Annotated in this window: 16 protein-coding genes; 9 read left to right on the forward strand and 7 right to left on the reverse strand. The window is 56.0% G+C overall.

Annotated features, from left to right (window positions below; translation table 11 throughout):
• Positions 1–84: 84 nt before the first annotated feature.
• Positions 85–1,482: a glycoside-pentoside-hexuronide (GPH):cation symporter gene (locus tag B498_RS08085; protein ID WP_008501962.1), complete on the forward strand. Its 1,398-nt coding sequence runs from the start codon at positions 85–87 to the stop codon at positions 1,480–1,482.
• A 10-nt stretch (positions 1,483–1,492) separates the two neighbouring features.
• A complete protein-coding gene (locus tag B498_RS08080) occupies positions 1,493–2,443 on the forward strand; it encodes a family 43 glycosylhydrolase (RefSeq protein WP_008501963.1) in 951 nt (316 codons plus the stop codon).
• Positions 2,444–2,461: 18 nt separating this feature from the next.
• Here B498_RS08080 and ampE read toward each other — a convergent pair whose 3' ends face one another.
• Positions 2,462–3,316, reverse strand: coding sequence for a beta-lactamase regulator AmpE (gene ampE / locus B498_RS08075; protein ID WP_008501964.1), 855 nt, complete (start codon positions 3,314–3,316; stop codon positions 2,462–2,464).
• Positions 3,317–3,325: 9 nt separating this feature from the next.
• On the reverse strand, positions 3,326–3,877 hold the full coding sequence (ampD, locus tag B498_RS08070) for a 1,6-anhydro-N-acetylmuramyl-L-alanine amidase AmpD (protein WP_008501965.1): 552 nt from the start codon (positions 3,875–3,877) through the stop codon (positions 3,326–3,328).
• 87 nt (positions 3,878–3,964) lie between these two features.
• On the opposite strand from ampD, the gene nadC reads away from it, so the two are divergent.
• From nadC to hofC, 4 genes are all read left to right on the forward strand, one after another.
• Positions 3,965–4,858: a carboxylating nicotinate-nucleotide diphosphorylase gene (nadC, locus tag B498_RS08065; protein WP_008501966.1), complete on the forward strand. Its 894-nt coding sequence runs from the start codon at positions 3,965–3,967 to the stop codon at positions 4,856–4,858.
• Positions 4,859–5,032: 174 nt separating this feature from the next.
• A complete protein-coding gene (gene ppdD, locus B498_RS08060) occupies positions 5,033–5,470 on the forward strand; it encodes a prepilin peptidase-dependent pilin (RefSeq protein ID WP_008501967.1) in 438 nt (145 codons plus the stop codon).
• A 10-nt stretch (positions 5,471–5,480) separates the two neighbouring features.
• Complete coding sequence (gspE, locus tag B498_RS08055) at positions 5,481–6,863, forward strand: type II secretion system protein GspE (RefSeq protein WP_008501968.1); 1,383 nt, start codon at positions 5,481–5,483, stop codon at positions 6,861–6,863.
• Entirely contained in the window at positions 6,853–8,037 is a 1,185-nt protein-coding gene (gene hofC / locus B498_RS08050; RefSeq protein ID WP_008501969.1) for a protein transport protein HofC, read from the forward strand. Before gspE ends, hofC begins: the two co-directional genes overlap by 11 nt.
• A 41-nt stretch (positions 8,038–8,078) precedes the next feature.
• Here hofC and B498_RS08045 read toward each other — a convergent pair whose 3' ends face one another.
• Positions 8,079–9,122, reverse strand: coding sequence for a GMP reductase (locus tag B498_RS08045; RefSeq protein ID WP_008501970.1), 1,044 nt, complete (start codon positions 9,120–9,122; stop codon positions 8,079–8,081).
• 228 nt (positions 9,123–9,350) lie between these two features.
• On the opposite strand from B498_RS08045, the gene coaE reads away from it, so the two are divergent.
• Genes coaE through yacG form a run of 3 tightly spaced genes read left to right on the forward strand, consistent with a single transcriptional unit; the run spans position 9,351 to position 10,915 of the window.
• Positions 9,351–9,971, forward strand: coding sequence for a dephospho-CoA kinase (gene coaE / locus B498_RS08040; protein WP_008501971.1), 621 nt, complete (start codon positions 9,351–9,353; stop codon positions 9,969–9,971).
• Positions 9,971–10,714, forward strand: coding sequence for a cell division protein ZapD (zapD, locus tag B498_RS08035; protein ID WP_008501972.1), 744 nt, complete (start codon positions 9,971–9,973; stop codon positions 10,712–10,714). Before coaE ends, zapD begins: the two co-directional genes overlap by 1 nt.
• Positions 10,715–10,723: 9 nt before the next feature.
• Positions 10,724–10,915 (forward strand): DNA gyrase inhibitor YacG, encoded by a 192-nt coding sequence (yacG, locus tag B498_RS08030; RefSeq protein WP_008501973.1) that lies wholly within the window; start codon positions 10,724–10,726, stop codon positions 10,913–10,915.
• Between the two features lie 28 nt (positions 10,916–10,943).
• Here yacG and mutT read toward each other — a convergent pair whose 3' ends face one another.
• The 4 genes from mutT to lpxC all read right to left on the reverse strand — a co-directional run bounded on the left by mutT (position 10,944) and on the right by lpxC (position 15,866).
• Positions 10,944–11,345: an 8-oxo-dGTP diphosphatase MutT gene (mutT, locus tag B498_RS08025; protein WP_008501974.1), complete on the reverse strand. Its 402-nt coding sequence runs from the start codon at positions 11,343–11,345 to the stop codon at positions 10,944–10,946.
• Positions 11,346–11,402: 57 nt separating this feature from the next.
• On the reverse strand, positions 11,403–14,108 hold the full coding sequence (gene secA, locus B498_RS08020) for a preprotein translocase subunit SecA (protein ID WP_008501975.1): 2,706 nt from the start codon (positions 14,106–14,108) through the stop codon (positions 11,403–11,405).
• A gap of 58 nt (positions 14,109–14,166) precedes the next feature.
• Positions 14,167–14,670, reverse strand: a complete 504-nt coding sequence (secM, locus tag B498_RS08015; RefSeq protein ID WP_072205873.1) for a secA translation cis-regulator SecM — start codon at positions 14,668–14,670, stop codon at positions 14,167–14,169.
• Positions 14,671–14,948: 278 nt separating this feature from the next.
• The gene (gene lpxC / locus B498_RS08010) at positions 14,949–15,866 is read right to left on the reverse strand and encodes a UDP-3-O-acyl-N-acetylglucosamine deacetylase (protein WP_008501977.1); all 918 of its coding nucleotides are present in this window, start codon (positions 15,864–15,866) and stop codon (positions 14,949–14,951) included.
• Positions 15,867–15,947 lie beyond the last annotated feature (81 nt).

Below are 15,947 nucleotides of genomic sequence, written 5' to 3' on the forward strand. Positions count from 1 at the left end.
CCATATCACCGCCCTGATACTGCAACGCATATATCCCTTCGCCAGCAAATAATTCTCTCCATACCGTAACCCGGAGAGCAGTCTATGGATAACGCAAAGCTGTCAGTAAAAGAAAAGATCGGCTATGGGATGGGCGACGCCGGATGTAACATCATCTTCGGCGCCATCATGCTGTTTGTTAACTATTTTTATACGGATATTTTTGGTCTGGCCCCTGCGCTGGTCGGCGTGCTGCTGCTGTCCGTCCGCGTGATTGACGCCGTAACGGACCCGATCATGGGCGCGATTGCCGACCGCACCCGCAGCAAATATGGCCGCTTTCGTCCATGGCTGCTGTGGATCGCTTTCCCGTACGCGCTGTTCAGCATCCTGATGTTCACCACGCCAGAGTGGAGCTATAACAGCAAAGTTATCTATGCCTTTGTCACCTATTTCCTGCTGTCGCTCACCTACACCGCCATCAACATCCCCTACTGCTCGCTGGGCGGAGTGATCACTAACGATCCAAAAGAACGTGTGGCCTGCCAGTCGTATCGCTTCGTGCTGGTCGGCATCGCCACGCTGCTGCTCTCATTAACGCTGCTGCCGATGGCAGACTGGTTTGGCGGGGACAACAAAGCCAAAGGCTACCAGATGGCCATGACCGTGCTGGCGCTGATTGGCACCTGTATGTTCCTGTTCTGCTTCGCCACCGTGCGCGAGCGCGTGCGCCCGGCGGTGCAGACCAACGATGAGCTGAAAAACGATCTGAAAGACGTGTGGAAGAACGACCAGTGGGTGCGCATTCTGCTCCTGACGCTCTGCAACGTCTGCCCCGGCTTTATCCGCATGGCGGCCACCATGTATTACGTCACCTGGGTCATGGGCCAGAGCACCCACTTCGCCACGCTGTTTATCAGCCTGGGCGTTGTCGGCATGATGCTCGGCAGCGTGCTGGCAAAAGTGCTGACCGACCGCTGGTGCAAGCTGAAGGTCTTCTTCTGGACCAACATCGTGCTGGCGATTTTCTCCTGCGCCTTTTATTTCTTCGACCCGAAAGCGACCGTCACCATCGTGGTGCTCTACGTCCTGCTGAACATCCTGCACCAGATCCCGTCTCCGCTGCACTGGTCGCTGATGGCCGACGTGGATGACTACGGCGAGTGGAAAACCGGGAAACGCATCACCGGCATCAGCTTCTCGGGCAACATCTTCTTCCTCAAGCTGGGGCTGGCGATTGCCGGGGCGATGGTCGGTTTTCTGCTCTCCTGGTACGGCTACGACGCGGGGGCGAAAGCGCAAAGCGCAGACGCCCTGAACGGGATTGTGCTGCTGTTTACCGTTATCCCGGGGGTGGGTTATTTGATTACCGCGGGCGTGGTGCGCCTGCTGAAGGTGGATCGTGAAACCATGAAGCAGATCCAGCTCGATCTGGAAAAACGCCGCAACAACTACCACGAGCTGAACGATTATCAGGAACTGAAAGCCGCTGAGACTAAATAAGGAAAGCCGAATGCAAACCTGGCCAAACCCGTTTATTGAACAACGCGCCGACCCGTATATCCTGCGCCACGATGGGCAATATTACTTTATCGCCTCCGTGCCGCAGTACGACAGGCTGGCGATCCGCCGTGCAGACTCGCTGGAAGGCTTACGTCATGCCGCAGAGGTGGTGGTCTGGCGTAAACCCGACGCCGGCCCAATGAGCCAGCTGATTTGGGCACCGGAACTGCACCACATTGACGGAAAGTGGTACATCTATTTTGCCGCGACGCACACCCAGGCGCTCGACGCGCTCGGGATGTTTCAGCACCGCATGTTTGCCATTGAATGTACCGACGACGATCCGCTCACCGGCAGGTGGGTAGAAAAAGGCCAGATCGAAACCCCGTTCGACACCTTCGCCCTGGACGCCACCACCTTTGTGCATCAGGGAAAACGCTGGTATCTGTGGGCGCAAAAAGCGCCGGACATCTCCGGGAACTCCAACCTTTATCTGTGTGAAATGGCGAATCCGTGGACGCTGAAAGGCGAGCCTGTGATGCTCAGCAAGCCGGAGTATGACTGGGAGTGTCGCGGGTTTTGGGTCAACGAAGGCCCGGCGGTGCTGTTCCATGGCAACAAACTGTTTATCAGCTATTCCGCCAGCGCCACCGACGAGAACTACTGCATGGGGCTGCTGTGGATAGACCTGAATGCCGATCCGCAAAACCCATTGAACTGGCACAAATCCCCGCGCCCCGTATTCGCCACCAGCTACGAAAATCGCCAGTACGGCCCGGGACACAACAGCTTTACGCAAACGCCGGAAGGGGAAGATGTGCTGGTGTATCACGCGCGGAACTACACCGAAATTGAGGGCGATCCGCTGTACGATCCAAACCGCCATACCCGCCTGAAGCGCGTCCGCTGGGACGAAAACGGGATGCCTGATTTCGGCATCCCGCCTGCGGACACGCTTTAATCGTTACGGCGCGCTGGCTTACACCAGCGTGCCGTAGATCGTCAGCAGCGCCACGATAACCACAACCACAAACGACGTTTTCTTCGCCATGGAGACAGCGGCTTTCGGCGTTTCAATCTTATCGGTATGCGGCTCACGCGCCAGCGAGAACTGCGCCAGACGCGTTAACACCTGGTACTGCGACGTATGGCGGTCGGCAAGCGAGGCGAACCACGCGGGCAGCGCTTTTTCACCGTGGCCAATTAACGCGTACACCACGCCCACCAGACGCACCGGAAGCCAGTCAACCACGTGCAGGATGGCATCAATGCCGGACAGCAAACGCTCGTGCGGCGTCAGATAGCGAGCAAGCCAGGTCTGCCAGGCGCGCAGGAACGCATACCCCATCAGCAGTACCGGCCCCCACGGGCCGCCCACCACAAACCAGAACAGCGGCGCCAGGTAGTAACGGAAGTTAATCCACAGCAGCGCGTTCTGCAGTTCGCGCAGGAACTCGCGCTCGTCGCAGTCCGGCGGCACGCCGTGGATCATCGTCAGCTCGCTCGCCATGGCATTGCGCGCATGGGCATCGTCACGGGAGGCGGCTTTCAGGTACGCGTGATAGTGCAAACGCACCTTGCCCGCACCAATGCACAGCACGCCGAGCAGGATCCACACCACCAGCAGCGGCACGTTGAAAAAGAGTCCATACAGCGCGCGCAGCAGCAGGAACGTAATCACCATCACACCCGCCATCATCAGCAGCGTGCGCAGCATGGAAAAGTGCTTAATACGGCGGAATAACACCTCCAGCCGGTGATCCAGATGCCAGTGCTCACCGAGCTTGAACAGGCGTTCAGCGATGATAACCAGCAGCATGGTAAACAACGTCATGGTATCTCCTTATTCTGACGACGCGGTGAGCATGGCGCGGAACCGCGGCCAGTCAAATGCCGGGCCGGGATCGGTTTTTCTCGCCGGAGCGATATCGCTGTGCCCGGTAATATTGTCGGCGATGGCCGGGTAAAGTCCGATAAGCGTGCGGGTCACAGCCGCTAGCTGTTGATACTGTGAATCGGTGTAGGGCGTGGTATCCGTGCCTTCCAGTTCGATCCCGATAGAAAAATCGTTGCACCGTTCGCGCCCGTGATACATCGACACCCCGGCATGCCAGGCGCGCTTATCAAAGGGAACATACTGAACCACTTCACCATCGCGACGAATCAGGCAATGAGCCGACACGCGCAGATGCGCAATCTCAGCAAAGAAAGGATGGGCATCGGGATCTATCGTTCCCGTGAATAACGCATCGATCCACGGGCCGCCAAATTCCCCCGGCGGGAGACTAATATTATGAACCACCAGCAGTGTGGGCTTTTCATCCTCCGGGCGGCAGTCGTGGTGCGGCGAGGGCACATGCCGCGCATCCACCAGCCATCCGTTTTCTAACAACATGCTGGAACTCCTTATGTATGGTGCTGTTACTCGGTTCAGAGTAGCATGTTTCAATATTATGATTCGTTACCAATTTGGAGTTTTATCATGCCGCCTCGCCGCTACAACCCCGACCACCGACGTGAAGCGCTTCTGGAACGTATTAATATGGATATTCCGGCAAGCGTTGCCCATGCTTTGAAAGAAGATCTGGGCGGTGACGTCAATGCCGATAAAGATATTACCGCACAATTGTTGCCGAAAGAGACGCGCTCCCACGCGGTCATTATCACCCGTGAAGAGGGTGTGTTTTGCGGCAAGCGCTGGGTTGAAGAGGTCTTTACCCAGCTGGCGGGCGATGATGTGCAGGTCACATGGCACGTGGCGGACGGCGATAGCGTCACGCCAAATCAGCCGCTGTTCGAGCTGGACGGCCCTTCCCGCGTCTTGCTGACCGGCGAACGTACCGCGCTCAATTTTGTACAAACGCTCTCTGGCGTCGCCAGCGAAGTGCGTCGTTACGTTGACCTGCTGGCCGGCACCCGAACCCAGCTGCTGGATACCCGCAAAACGCTGCCGGGCCTGCGCACGGCGCTGAAGTACGCGGTGCTCTGCGGCGGCGGCGCAAACCATCGTCTGGGCCTGTCCGACGCTTTTCTGATTAAAGAGAACCACATTATTGCATCGGGTTCCGTACGTCAGGCGGTGGAGAAGGCCTTCTGGCTGCATCCGGATGTGCCGGTTGAAGTAGAAGTGGAAAACCTGGACGAGCTGGAGCAGGCGATTAAGGCCGGGGCCGATATCATCATGCTCGATAACTTCGAAACCGAGCAGATGCGTGAGGCGGTAAAACTGACCAATGGCCGGGCCCAGCTCGAAGTCTCCGGGAACGTCACCTTCGAAACGATCCGTGAATTCGCCGAAACCGGCGTGGATTACATCTCCGTCGGCGCGCTGACCAAGCACGTTCGCGCCCTCGACCTCTCGATGCGTTTTAAATAGTGATTCCTCCCCTCTCCGCCTGGAGAGGGGAATTTCAGCCCCGCTCGCAAATCCGCTGTTCTTTCCTGCAACACCGCATTAATTCTCTGAACGCGCTTTCCCGTTCCCTTTTTTGCCCCTCGTTTCTGCCCTTTTGCGCTGACAGAGTAGCGCCACTTAACGTAAGGAGCAGACATGAACAGACAACACGGATTCACTCTTATTGAGCTGATGGTGGTCATCGGCATTATTGCGATTCTGAGCGCCATCGGCATACCTGCCTATCAGAACTACCTGCGCAAAGCGGCGCTGACCGATATGCTGCAAACCTTCGTACCCTACCGCACCGCCATTGAACTTTGCGCGCTGGATCACGGTGGTGTGGAGAGCTGCGATGCCAACAGCAACGGCATCCCTTCCCCCACCACGACACGCTACGTTTCCGGAATGAGCGTAGCGAAAGGGATCGTGACCTTAACAGGACAGGAAAGTCTTAACGGGCTGGAAGTGGTCATGACGCCGCAGTGGAACAACGGCAACGGGATGACGGGCTGGACGCGCGTCTGCAACATCAGTGCTGATAGCGCTCTGAAGCAGGCCTGCGAAGACGTTTTCCGCTTCAGCAATAACTGAGGAGCGGAGAATGAATACCGATCAACTCGTGGCGCTTTGTCTTCGCCATCACGCACTGCTGCTATCCAGCGACAGTGAGAGGATCAACATTGCCGTCGTGGGAAAGCCCGCGACCGAACTCATGGAGGCGCTGCGTTTCGCGACCCAGAAACGGATTGATATTGAGTGCTGGAGCGCGGAGCGCATGGAAAAACACCGGCAGCTAACGTCTCAATCGCATCTGCCCGGCGTTTCGCAAACACACTCTACGGTAGATGTCCTTAACCACACGCTGCAGCAGGCAATCAACCAGCGCGCCTCTGATATTCATATCGAACCGATGGAGCACGCGTGCCAGATTCGTTTACGTATCGACGGCGTACTTTGTCCGCAGCCTCCGCTTGCCGCTGAACTGGCTAACCTGTTAAGCGCACGTTTAAAAGTGCTGGGTAACCTGGATATTGCAGAACGCCGACTGCCTCAGGACGGCCAGTTTACGATTGAACTGGCCAATGAGCCGGTCTCGTTTCGGATCGCGACGCTTCCCTGCAGCGGCGGCGAAAAAATTGTGCTACGCCTCCTGCATCAGGTTCCGCAGGCCCTTGAGCCGAAAGCGCTTGGCATGAATGCTGAACAGTTGGCCTGTTTTAATGCGGTTCTCCACCAGCCGCAGGGGCTGATTCTGGTCACCGGCCCTACCGGCAGCGGCAAAACCGTGACGCTGTACAGCGCTTTGCAGTCGCGTAACACCCCTGACGTCAACATCTGCAGCGTGGAAGATCCTATTGAGATCCCCCTTGCCGGATTAAACCAGACGCAGGTTAATCCCCGGGCGGGTTTAACCTTCCAGAACGTGCTGCGCGCACTGCTACGTCAGGATCCCGACATCATTATGGTCGGCGAAATCCGTGACGGAGAAACGGCCGGGATTGCCATTAATGCTGCCCAGACCGGGCATCTGGTGCTGTCGACCCTTCACACCAACTCGACGACGGAAACGCTCATTCGCCTGGAGCAGATGGGCGTCGCGCGCTGGATGATTTCTTCCGCGCTGACGATGGTGATTGCCCAGCGACTGGTCCGGCGTTTGTGCCCACATTGTCGCCGGGAAACCCGCGATCAGGCTCAACTACCTTGCTCAGTATGGCCCAGGCCGCTTCCACGCTGGCAGCCCACCGGCTGCGATCGCTGTTATCACGGCTTTTATGGCCGCGTGGCCATTTTTGAAGTACTCGCCATCGACAATGCCCTCCGGCAGGCCATTGCCAGCGGGGCGGGAACTGACGTCATAGAGGCGAGCGCCCGGCAGGCGGGGATGGTTTCTCTTTTTGAACACGGCTGCAGGGCCGTCGAACAAGGGCTAACCACGATTGAAGAGTTGCTGCGCGTCCTGGGAATGCCCAATGGCGGCTAATCAGCTCTGGCGCTGGCGTGCGCTCACCAAAGATGGAGAACCCCGAAGCGGGACACTCTGGGCCACAGACCGCAATGCGGCCTTCACCCGGCTGATGCGTAACGACCTCCATCCTCTGACGCTGACCCGATGCGCGCAGCGACACCGCTGGCGTCCACACCACTGCGGCGAGATGTTTCATCAGCTCGCCTCGCTGCTGCAGGCTGGGCTGACGCTGTCCCACAGCCTGCAAATGCTGGCAGAGCAACATCCGTTAAAACCGTGGCAGGCGCTGCTGCAAAGCATTGCCGATGAGCTCAGTGAAGGATGCCCGTTTTCTGAGTCGCTAAAAAAGTGGCCAGCCGTTTTTAGCCCGCTGCATGTCTCGATGGTGAAAACCGGAGAGCTGACGGGGAAGCTGGAGGTGTGCTGTCGTCAGCTCGCGCAACAACAAAAAGCGCAGCAGCAGCTCAGTGCAAAAGTGAAAAAGGCGCTGCGCTACCCGGCGATCGTCCTGACGCTGGCTGTGCTCGTCGTGCTGGCGATGGTCACTCTGGTCCTGCCCGAGTTTGCCGCGATCTACAAAACGTTTAGTACCCCGCTTCCCGTGCTGACACAGATGGTTATGGGGATGGCCGCCTTTATGCAGTCATATGCCCTTGCGTTTTTCGTCCTGCTATTAGCCCCTTTAGCCGTCGCCTGGGCTCTGCGGCAGAATCCTCGCTGGCAGTGCATCCTGCTGCATACGCCCGTGATGGGCGCACTGGCAAAAGGTCAAAAGCTGGGACACGTCTTTACCGTGCTGTCACTCACGCAACAGGCGGGTATCCCCTTTTTACAGGGCCTGGAGAGTGCCGAGGAGACCGTTGAAAGTCAGTACTGGCAGGGAATGCTGCGCGGCGTGCGGGAGGACATTGAAAAAGGCCTTCCCGTCTGGTCATCCTTTCAAAGAGCGGCAATCTTTACCCCGCTGTGTGTTCAGCTTTTACGAACCGGTGAAATGTCAGGTGCGCTGGATATCATGCTGGCAAACCTTGCCCGCCATCATACGGAACAGACCTTTCAACGTGCAGAGAATCTGGCGGCGCTTCTGGAGCCAGTGCTTCTGATAGTGACGGGGGTCATTATCGGTACGCTGGTGGTGGCAATGTACCTGCCGATATTCCACCTGGGAGATGCGATGAGCGCGGGATAGTACAACAGGGCTGGCGCACGGGCATGCGCCAGCGATAGCCATTACAGGCTGTTGAATACGCGGTTTTCTTGTTCCTGAACGCGAATAAACGTCGTACGCTTTGTCAGCTCTTTCAGGCGGGAGGCGCCAACGTAGGTGCAGGCAGAGCGCAGGCCGCCGAGGATATCGCGTGCGGTGTTTTCAACCGGACCGCGCAGAGGCAGCTTGACGGTTTTACCTTCTGCCGCACGGTATTTTGCCACGCCGCCGACGTGACGGGTCATCGCAGACTCAGAGCTCATACCGTAGAACAGCATAAATTTCTCGCCGTTCTCTTCTACTACGGTACCGCCGCTCTCTTCATGGCCTGCCAGCATACCGCCGAGCATCACGAAGTCCGCGCCGCCACCGAAGGCCTTTGCGACATCACCCGGCATGGTGCAACCACCGTCGCTGATGATCTGGCCGCCCAGCCCGTGCGCCGCATCGGCACATTCAATGACGGCAGAGAGCTGCGGATAACCGACGCCGGTTTTGACGCGCGTGGTGCATACGGAGCCCGGACCGATGCCCACTTTCACGATATCGGCACCGGAGAGGATCAACTCTTCACACATTTCACCGGTCACCACGTTGCCCGCGATGATGGTTTTCGTCGGCCAGGCCTCACGCGCCTTGCTGACGAACTGTACGAAGTGCTCGGAGTAACCGTTCGCCACATCAATACAAACGAAGTTCAGCGCCGGGTTAGCCTTCAGGATCTGTTTGGTCTTCTCGAAATCCGCATCGGAGGTACCGGTGGAGACCATCACGTGCTTCACCACATCAGCAGAGGCGGACGCCACAAACGCATTCCACTCTTCAGGGCTGTAATGTTTGTGTACGGCGGTGAGGATGTCGAACTGTGCCAGCGCGGTTGCCATCTCAAAGGTTCCCACAGTATCCATGTTGGCAGCGATGATCGGCACGCCAGACCAGGTCTGACCGGAATGCTTAAAGGTGAATTGACGTTCGAGTTCAACGTCTGAGCGACTTTTCAGTGTAGAGCGTTTAGGGCGGATAAGAACGTCTTTGAAACCTAACTTCAGATCTTCTTCGATACGCATGTGCGGATTCCTGGGGTTAGAGGCAAATATGTTAAAAGCACAACTCCAGTGACGCTATCATACGCACTAATACCTGCTCCGCAAGACTGCGAAATTCTCTTTTTTTACGCTACAATCCTATAAATTTACCTGGTAAAAAGCCGGTAAACAGGGCTAAACAGTTGCTGGCGCACCTGAGAGTTTTAATCAACTGATTTTAATAATGAATAATTCCCAGGATTTGATTTAATGGGGTATATCGTTGCATTAACCGGTGGCATCGGTAGTGGCAAAAGTACCGTTGCAGACGCGTTTTCTCGTTTGGGTATCACGATTATCGATGCCGATATTATTGCCCGCCAGGTGGTAGAGCCCAATACACCCGCGCTTAAGGCCATCGCAGAACATTTTGGCCAGGCAATCATCAATGCCGATGGCACGCTAAATCGCCGTCAGCTTCGCGAATGCATTTTTTCCGATTCAGCGGAAAAAGCCTGGCTTAATGCCCTGCTCCATCCCATTATCCACCAGGAAACACAGCGTCAGATAGCCGAAGCCCGCTCGCCCTATGTCTTGTGGGTGGTTCCGCTGCTGGTGGAAAATCAGCTGCATCAGAAAGCCGATCGGGTACTGGTGATTGATGTCGCACCCGAGACGCAAATCCAGAGAACCATGATGCGAGACCATGTCTCGCGCGAGCATGCTGAACATATTCTCGCCGCTCAGGCCACGCGCGCTCAGCGCCTTGCCGTGGCGGATGATGTTATTGATAATAACGGCGCACCAGATGCTATTGCATCGGATGTTGCCCGTCTGCACGCGCAGTATCTGACGTTAGCCGGGCAGGCCGTTGCACAGGAAAAACCATAATGTCGACTCACATCCTTTTTGAGCATCCGCTCAACGAAAAAATGCGTACCTGGCTACGCATCGAATTCCTCATTCAGCAGCTTTCACAACATCTGCCGGTTAACGATCACGCTACGGCGTTGCACTTCTTCCGCAATGTAGGCGATCTGCTGGATGTGATTGAACGCGGCGATGTCCGCACAGAATTGCTTAAAGAGCTGGAGCGCCAGCAGCGTAAATTGCAGGCATGGGCTGAGGTTCCGGGGGTGGACGTAAGCCGTATCGATTCCCTTCGTCAGCAGCTTAAAACCAGCAGCAGCATCCTGATGGCCGCACCGCGCGTCGGGCAGTTTTTGCGTGAGGACCGCCTGATTGGCCTGGTGCGCCAGCGCCTGAGCATCCCTGGCGGTTGCTGCAGCTTCGACCTGCCGACGCTGCATATGTGGCTCCATATGCCACAAGCCCAGCGTGACGCGCAGGTGAACAGCTGGCTGGCAAGCCTGGAGCCGATGCACCAGACGCTGTCGCTGATCCTCGATCTGATCCGTAACTCAGCGCCGTTCCGCAAGCAAACCAGCCTGAACGGTTTCTACCAGGACAACGGTGATGATGCCGATCTTCTGCGCCTGAATTTATCGCTTGGCGAACAGCTTTATCCGCAAATTTCCGGGCATAAGAGCCGCTTTGCGATTCGCTTTATGCCGCTGGACAGCGAAAATGGCACCGTGCCGGAACGCCTCGATTTTGAACTGGCCTGTTGTTAAGGAGTGCCGATGTCTGATGTCACCACCGTAAACTGCCCGACCTGTGGCAAAACCGTTGTCTGGGGCGAAGTGAGTCCATTCCGCCCATTCTGCTGCAAACGCTGCCAGCTTATTGACCTGGGCGAATGGGCGGCGGAAGAAAAACGCATTCCGAGTAAAGGCGATCTTTCGGACAGCGATGACTGGAGTGAAAGCCAGTAGTAATCTGTAAAGCCTGCTGGCGCGTCGCTTAGCAGGCCTTCGGTTGTTCGACTAACCGCAGGATCACAGGCTCATTAGCTGGCGGGAATTTTTCGGCATCACTTGCCTGAAGCTCCACCCAGTTACCCGGCTGCCCCTCTTTCCCCCAGGGTTCACCTTCCCAGTTTTCCACCAGCCAGAACCACAGCGTGATGTGTCTGTCCGGAAACTGGTATTCAAGCTTATCAAACAGCGTTGCGCCAAGCGGGGTGATCCCCACCTCCTCCTGAAGCTCGCGAACCAGCGCCGCTTCCGGCGTTTCACCTGACTCGATTTTACCGCCTGGAAACTCCCACTTGTTCGCCATATGGGCGTCGGCAGCGCGCTGGGTGATGAAGATTTGATTTTGCGGGTTGCGAATAATCCCGACGGCAATTTGCAGTATTTTCATATTGTCACTTCCATAAAAAAGGCGCAGAAATCTGCGCCTTTTTGTTTTTTTATGAACTTAGCTCAGACGGCCGTGGCACGCCTTGTACTTTTTACCAGAACCGCACGGGCATGGATCGTTACGACCCACTTTACGATCGCCGGTTTGCGCGGCGATCGCCGCTGCGGCTTCGCTGTCGTCGGTCTGATGGCTCAGCTGTTGCATTTGTGCCAGACGCTCGGCTTCTTCACGACGCTGCTGTTCCATCGCTTCCACCTCTTCCGGCATGCGCACCTGAACCTTGCTCAGGGTGCTGATGACTTCATACTTCAGCGACTCAAGCATAGAGGCAAACATGGAGAAGGACTCACGCTTGTATTCCTGCTTCGGATCTTTCTGCGCATAGCCACGCAGGTGGATACCCTGACGCAGGTAGTCCATCGCCGCCAGGTGCTCTTTCCACAGGGAGTCCAGCGTCTGCAGCATCACGCCTTTTTCGAAGTGACGCATCATCTCAGCGCCAACGACCTCTTCCTTGCGCTTGTAGACGTCCAGCGCGGTTTCGTAGATACGCTCGCGCAGGGTCTCTTCGTGCAGCTCAGGCTCTTTATCCAGCCACTCTTTGATTGGCAGGTCGAGGTCGAAGTCGTTTTTCAGGCGTTCCTGCAGGCCTTCGATGTCCCACATCTCTTCCAGAGACTGCGGCGGAATGTGCGCATCAATCGTGGCTTTAAACACATCTTCGCGAATGCTGTTGATGGTTTCGCTCACGTCGGACACGTCCAGCAGTTCGTTACGCTGGGTGTAGATCGCACGGCGCTGATCGTTAGCCACGTCATCGTATTCCAGCAGCTGCTTACGAATATCGAAGTTGCGGCTTTCCACTTTACGCTGTGCGTTCGCGATCGCTTTGGTAACCCACGGGTGCTCAATGGCTTCACCCGGCTTCATGCCCAGCTTACGCATCATGCCGGACACGCGGTCGGAGGCGAAAATACGCATCAGCGCATCTTCCATCGACAGGTAGAAGCGGGAAGAACCGGCATCACCCTGACGACCTGCACGACCACGCAGCTGGTTATCAATACGACGCGATTCGTGACGCTCGGTACCGATAATGTGCAGACCGCCGGATGCCAGCACCGCGTCGTGACGCACCTGCCAGTCGGCCTTAATCTGCGCAATCTGTTCAGGCGTTGGGTTTTCCAGCTCAGCCACCTCGGCCTGCCAGCTACCGCCCAGCATAATATCGGTACCACGACCCGCCATGTTGGTGGCGATGGTTACCGCAGCCGGATAACCTGCCTGCGCAACGATATCTGCTTCTTTAGCGTGGAACTTGGCGTTCAGAACGTTGTGCTTGATGCCTGCTTTAGTCAGCTCGTTAGACACCACTTCGGACTTCTCGATGGAGATGGTCCCCACCAGTACCGGCTGGCCTTTCGCGGTACGTTCGCGAATATCTTCGATGATCGCCTGAATTTTTTCCGCTTCAGTCATGTACACCAGGTCCGGCATATCCTTACGGATCATCGGACGGTTGGTTGGAACGACCACGGTATCCAGCTTGTAGATAGAGCTGAATTCAAACGCTTCGGTATCGGCTGTACCGGTCATGCCCGCCAGCTTCTCGTACAGACGGAAGTAGTTCTGGAAGGTGATAGAGGCCAGCGTCTGGTTTTCGTTTTGAATATCCACGCCTTCTTTGGCTTCTACAGCCTGGTGCAGACCGTCTGACCAGCGACGTCCCTGCATGGTACGACCGGTGTGCTCATCGACAATGATCACTTCGCCGTCTTTTACGATGTAGTCGACGTCGCGGGTGAACAGCGCGTGGGCACGCAGCGCGGCGGTCACATGGTGCATCAGCATGATGTTGCTTGGGGAGTACAGAGACTCGCCCTCTTCCATAATGCCTTCAGCCACCAGCAGCTCTTCGATTTTCACCAGACCACGCTCGGTCAGGTTCACCTGGCGCGCTTTTTCATCCACGGAGAAGTGACCTTCACCCTGGAAGGTATCCGAGTCTTCTTTCTCCTGGCGCAGCAGGTGTGGAATGATTTTGTCGACCTTACGGTACATCTCGGAGCTGTCTTCAGCCGGGCCGGAGATGATAAGCGGAGTACGCGCTTCATCGATCAGGATGGAGTCCACCTCATCCACCAGCGCGTAGTGCAGCTTACGCTGGACGCGCTCTTCAGGGCTGAACGCCATGTTGTCACGCAGGTAGTCGAAGCCGTATTCGTTGTTGGTACCGTAGGTAATGTCCGCGTTATACGCTTCACGCTTGGCTGGTGCAGGCAGGCCAGACATGTTGATGCCGACGGTCATGCCGAGGAATTCGAACAGTGGACGGTTGTTTTCGGCGTCACGCTGCGCCAGATAGTCGTTGACGGTAACGACGTGAACGCCTTTACCGGTCAACGCATTCAGGTAAGCCGGCAGCGTTGCGGTCAGGGTTTTACCTTCACCGGTACGCATTTCCGCGATGCAGCGTTCGTTAAGCACCATCCCGCCCAGCAGCTGAACGTCGAAGTGACGCATGCCGAACACGCGCTTACTTGCTTCACGCACGACAGCAAATGCTTCCGGGATCAGGCTTTCTAAGGTTTCACCTTTTTCCAGACGCGCACGGAATTCCGCCGTTTTCGCTTTCAGCTCATCATCAGAGAGCTTCTCCATCGCCGGTTCCATACCGTTGATGACGGCAACAGCTTTGCGCATACGGCGCAGGGTACGATCGTTACGACTACCAAAAACTTTAGTTAATAATTTGATTAGCATAATAAATTCTCAAACGCCCCATCATGGGCAGATAAATTAAGGTATTGAAAAAGTTAATTTAGCTGAGGCGTTGAGGCCCGGCGCGAATGCCGTGAACCTGGCTAATCCAGGTTGAAACAGAGAATGAAACAGGAGGAACGAGCGCGCGATGCGCCGTCTGGCGAACCATGACCGGCGGCTGGCTGTCCTGCGTGAGCAGCGCGTTGAGCGTGTCCAGCAGGGCAAGATGCTGCGCCTGCACCGGCAGCGCCTCTTCCGCAACAGGCATTGCCTGCGGCGCCATCGCGAAGGAGAGATGACGGATAACCGTGCGGATAGCGTGCTGGTGCCAGTAATCAACGGAGAAATTCGGGCGGCGACTGGCTTCGAGCCAGGCGAGATTTGTAAAGTTAACCCGCGTATTGAGATCGTGTTTGCTGGTAGAGGTCTTCGTCGGCGTCGCCGCTTCGGCACTGTTGCTGAGCGCAGGCAAGCCGAAACTCGCCGCGACCATCCCTAATAAGAGATGCGGCCAGAAGTAACGTCTGCCAAATTGTCGCCAGCGCGTCAGTATTCCGCTCACTTGCTCCACCACATAAGCCAGCCTGTTACAGGCTATCTTCAGTTATTTTTTTAAGCGCCCAGATATTACCACTAAAGCCAATACACATCAGCAGGAATGAGGTGCCGCCGCGGGGAAAAACGGTCAAGAATGCAGCTAACGCACACACTTTCTACGCAAGACAGACTAGAAATAACGCTGGGGCAAACAAAGAAGGGTAAAAATAAAAACGACTGGTCTTCCTGGCCGGAGAGAGTACCAGGTTAACCAGTCGATTTTTTACGAAACGGCGTGAACCGTTACGCCAGAACCATGCTTGGCGCTTTGAAAGCCAACGGCAGTTCTGCTTCGTCTTCGAAGGTCACATATTCCCAGGCTTCCTGTTTTGCCAGGACGGCCTGCAACAGTTTGTTGTTCAGCGCATGACCGGATTTGAACGCGGTAAATGCACCAATGATGTTGTGACCACACATGAACAGGTCGCCGATAGCGTCCAGCATTTTGTGACGAACGAATTCATCTTCGAAACGCAGGCCGTCTTCGTTCAGTACGCGATAATCGTCAACAACGATGGCACAATCGAAGCTGCCGCCCAGGCACAAGCCGCGGGACTGCAGATATTCGATATCACGCATGAAGCCAAACGTACGGGCTCGGCTGATCTGGCGCATAAACGCATCGGCAGAGAAGTTCATCGCATAGCGCTGGGTGCTGGAATCAATCGCCGGATGGTTAAAGTCGATGGTAAAGTCCAGCGAGAAACCATTGTACGGTTTAAATTCAGCCCACTTGTCGCCATCTTCGACGCGAACGGTCTCTTTGATGCGGACAAATTTCTTCGCGCAGTTCAGTTCTTCGATGCCAGCATCCAGCAACAGATAGACGAACGGTGCAGCACTGCCATCCATAATCGGGATTTCTGGCGCATCGACTTCAACAATAATGTTGTCGATACCCAGACCCGCCAGGGCGGCGTTCAGGTGCTCTACGGTAGAAATCCGCACGTCATGCTCGTTCACCAGACAAGTACAGAGCATAGTATCACGCACAGATTTGGCATCGGCCGGAAAATCTACCGGTGGATTCAAGTCGGTGCGACGATAGATGACCCCGGTATTGGCCGGCGCAGGGCGTAACGTCAGCGTGACTTTCTTGCCGGTATGTAAACCGACACCCGTCGCCTGAACGATACGTTTAAGTGTCCTTTGTTTGATCATCGTATAATCTCGCCAAATTAACTATCCAACCGAGAGTGTATATCACTAACGGTGGGCCAGTTTAGCACAAAGAGCGCAAAT

The organism is Enterobacter sp. SST3 (assembly GCF_000286655.1).
Classification (GTDB): Bacteria; Pseudomonadota; Gammaproteobacteria; order Enterobacterales; family Enterobacteriaceae; genus Enterobacter; species Enterobacter roggenkampii.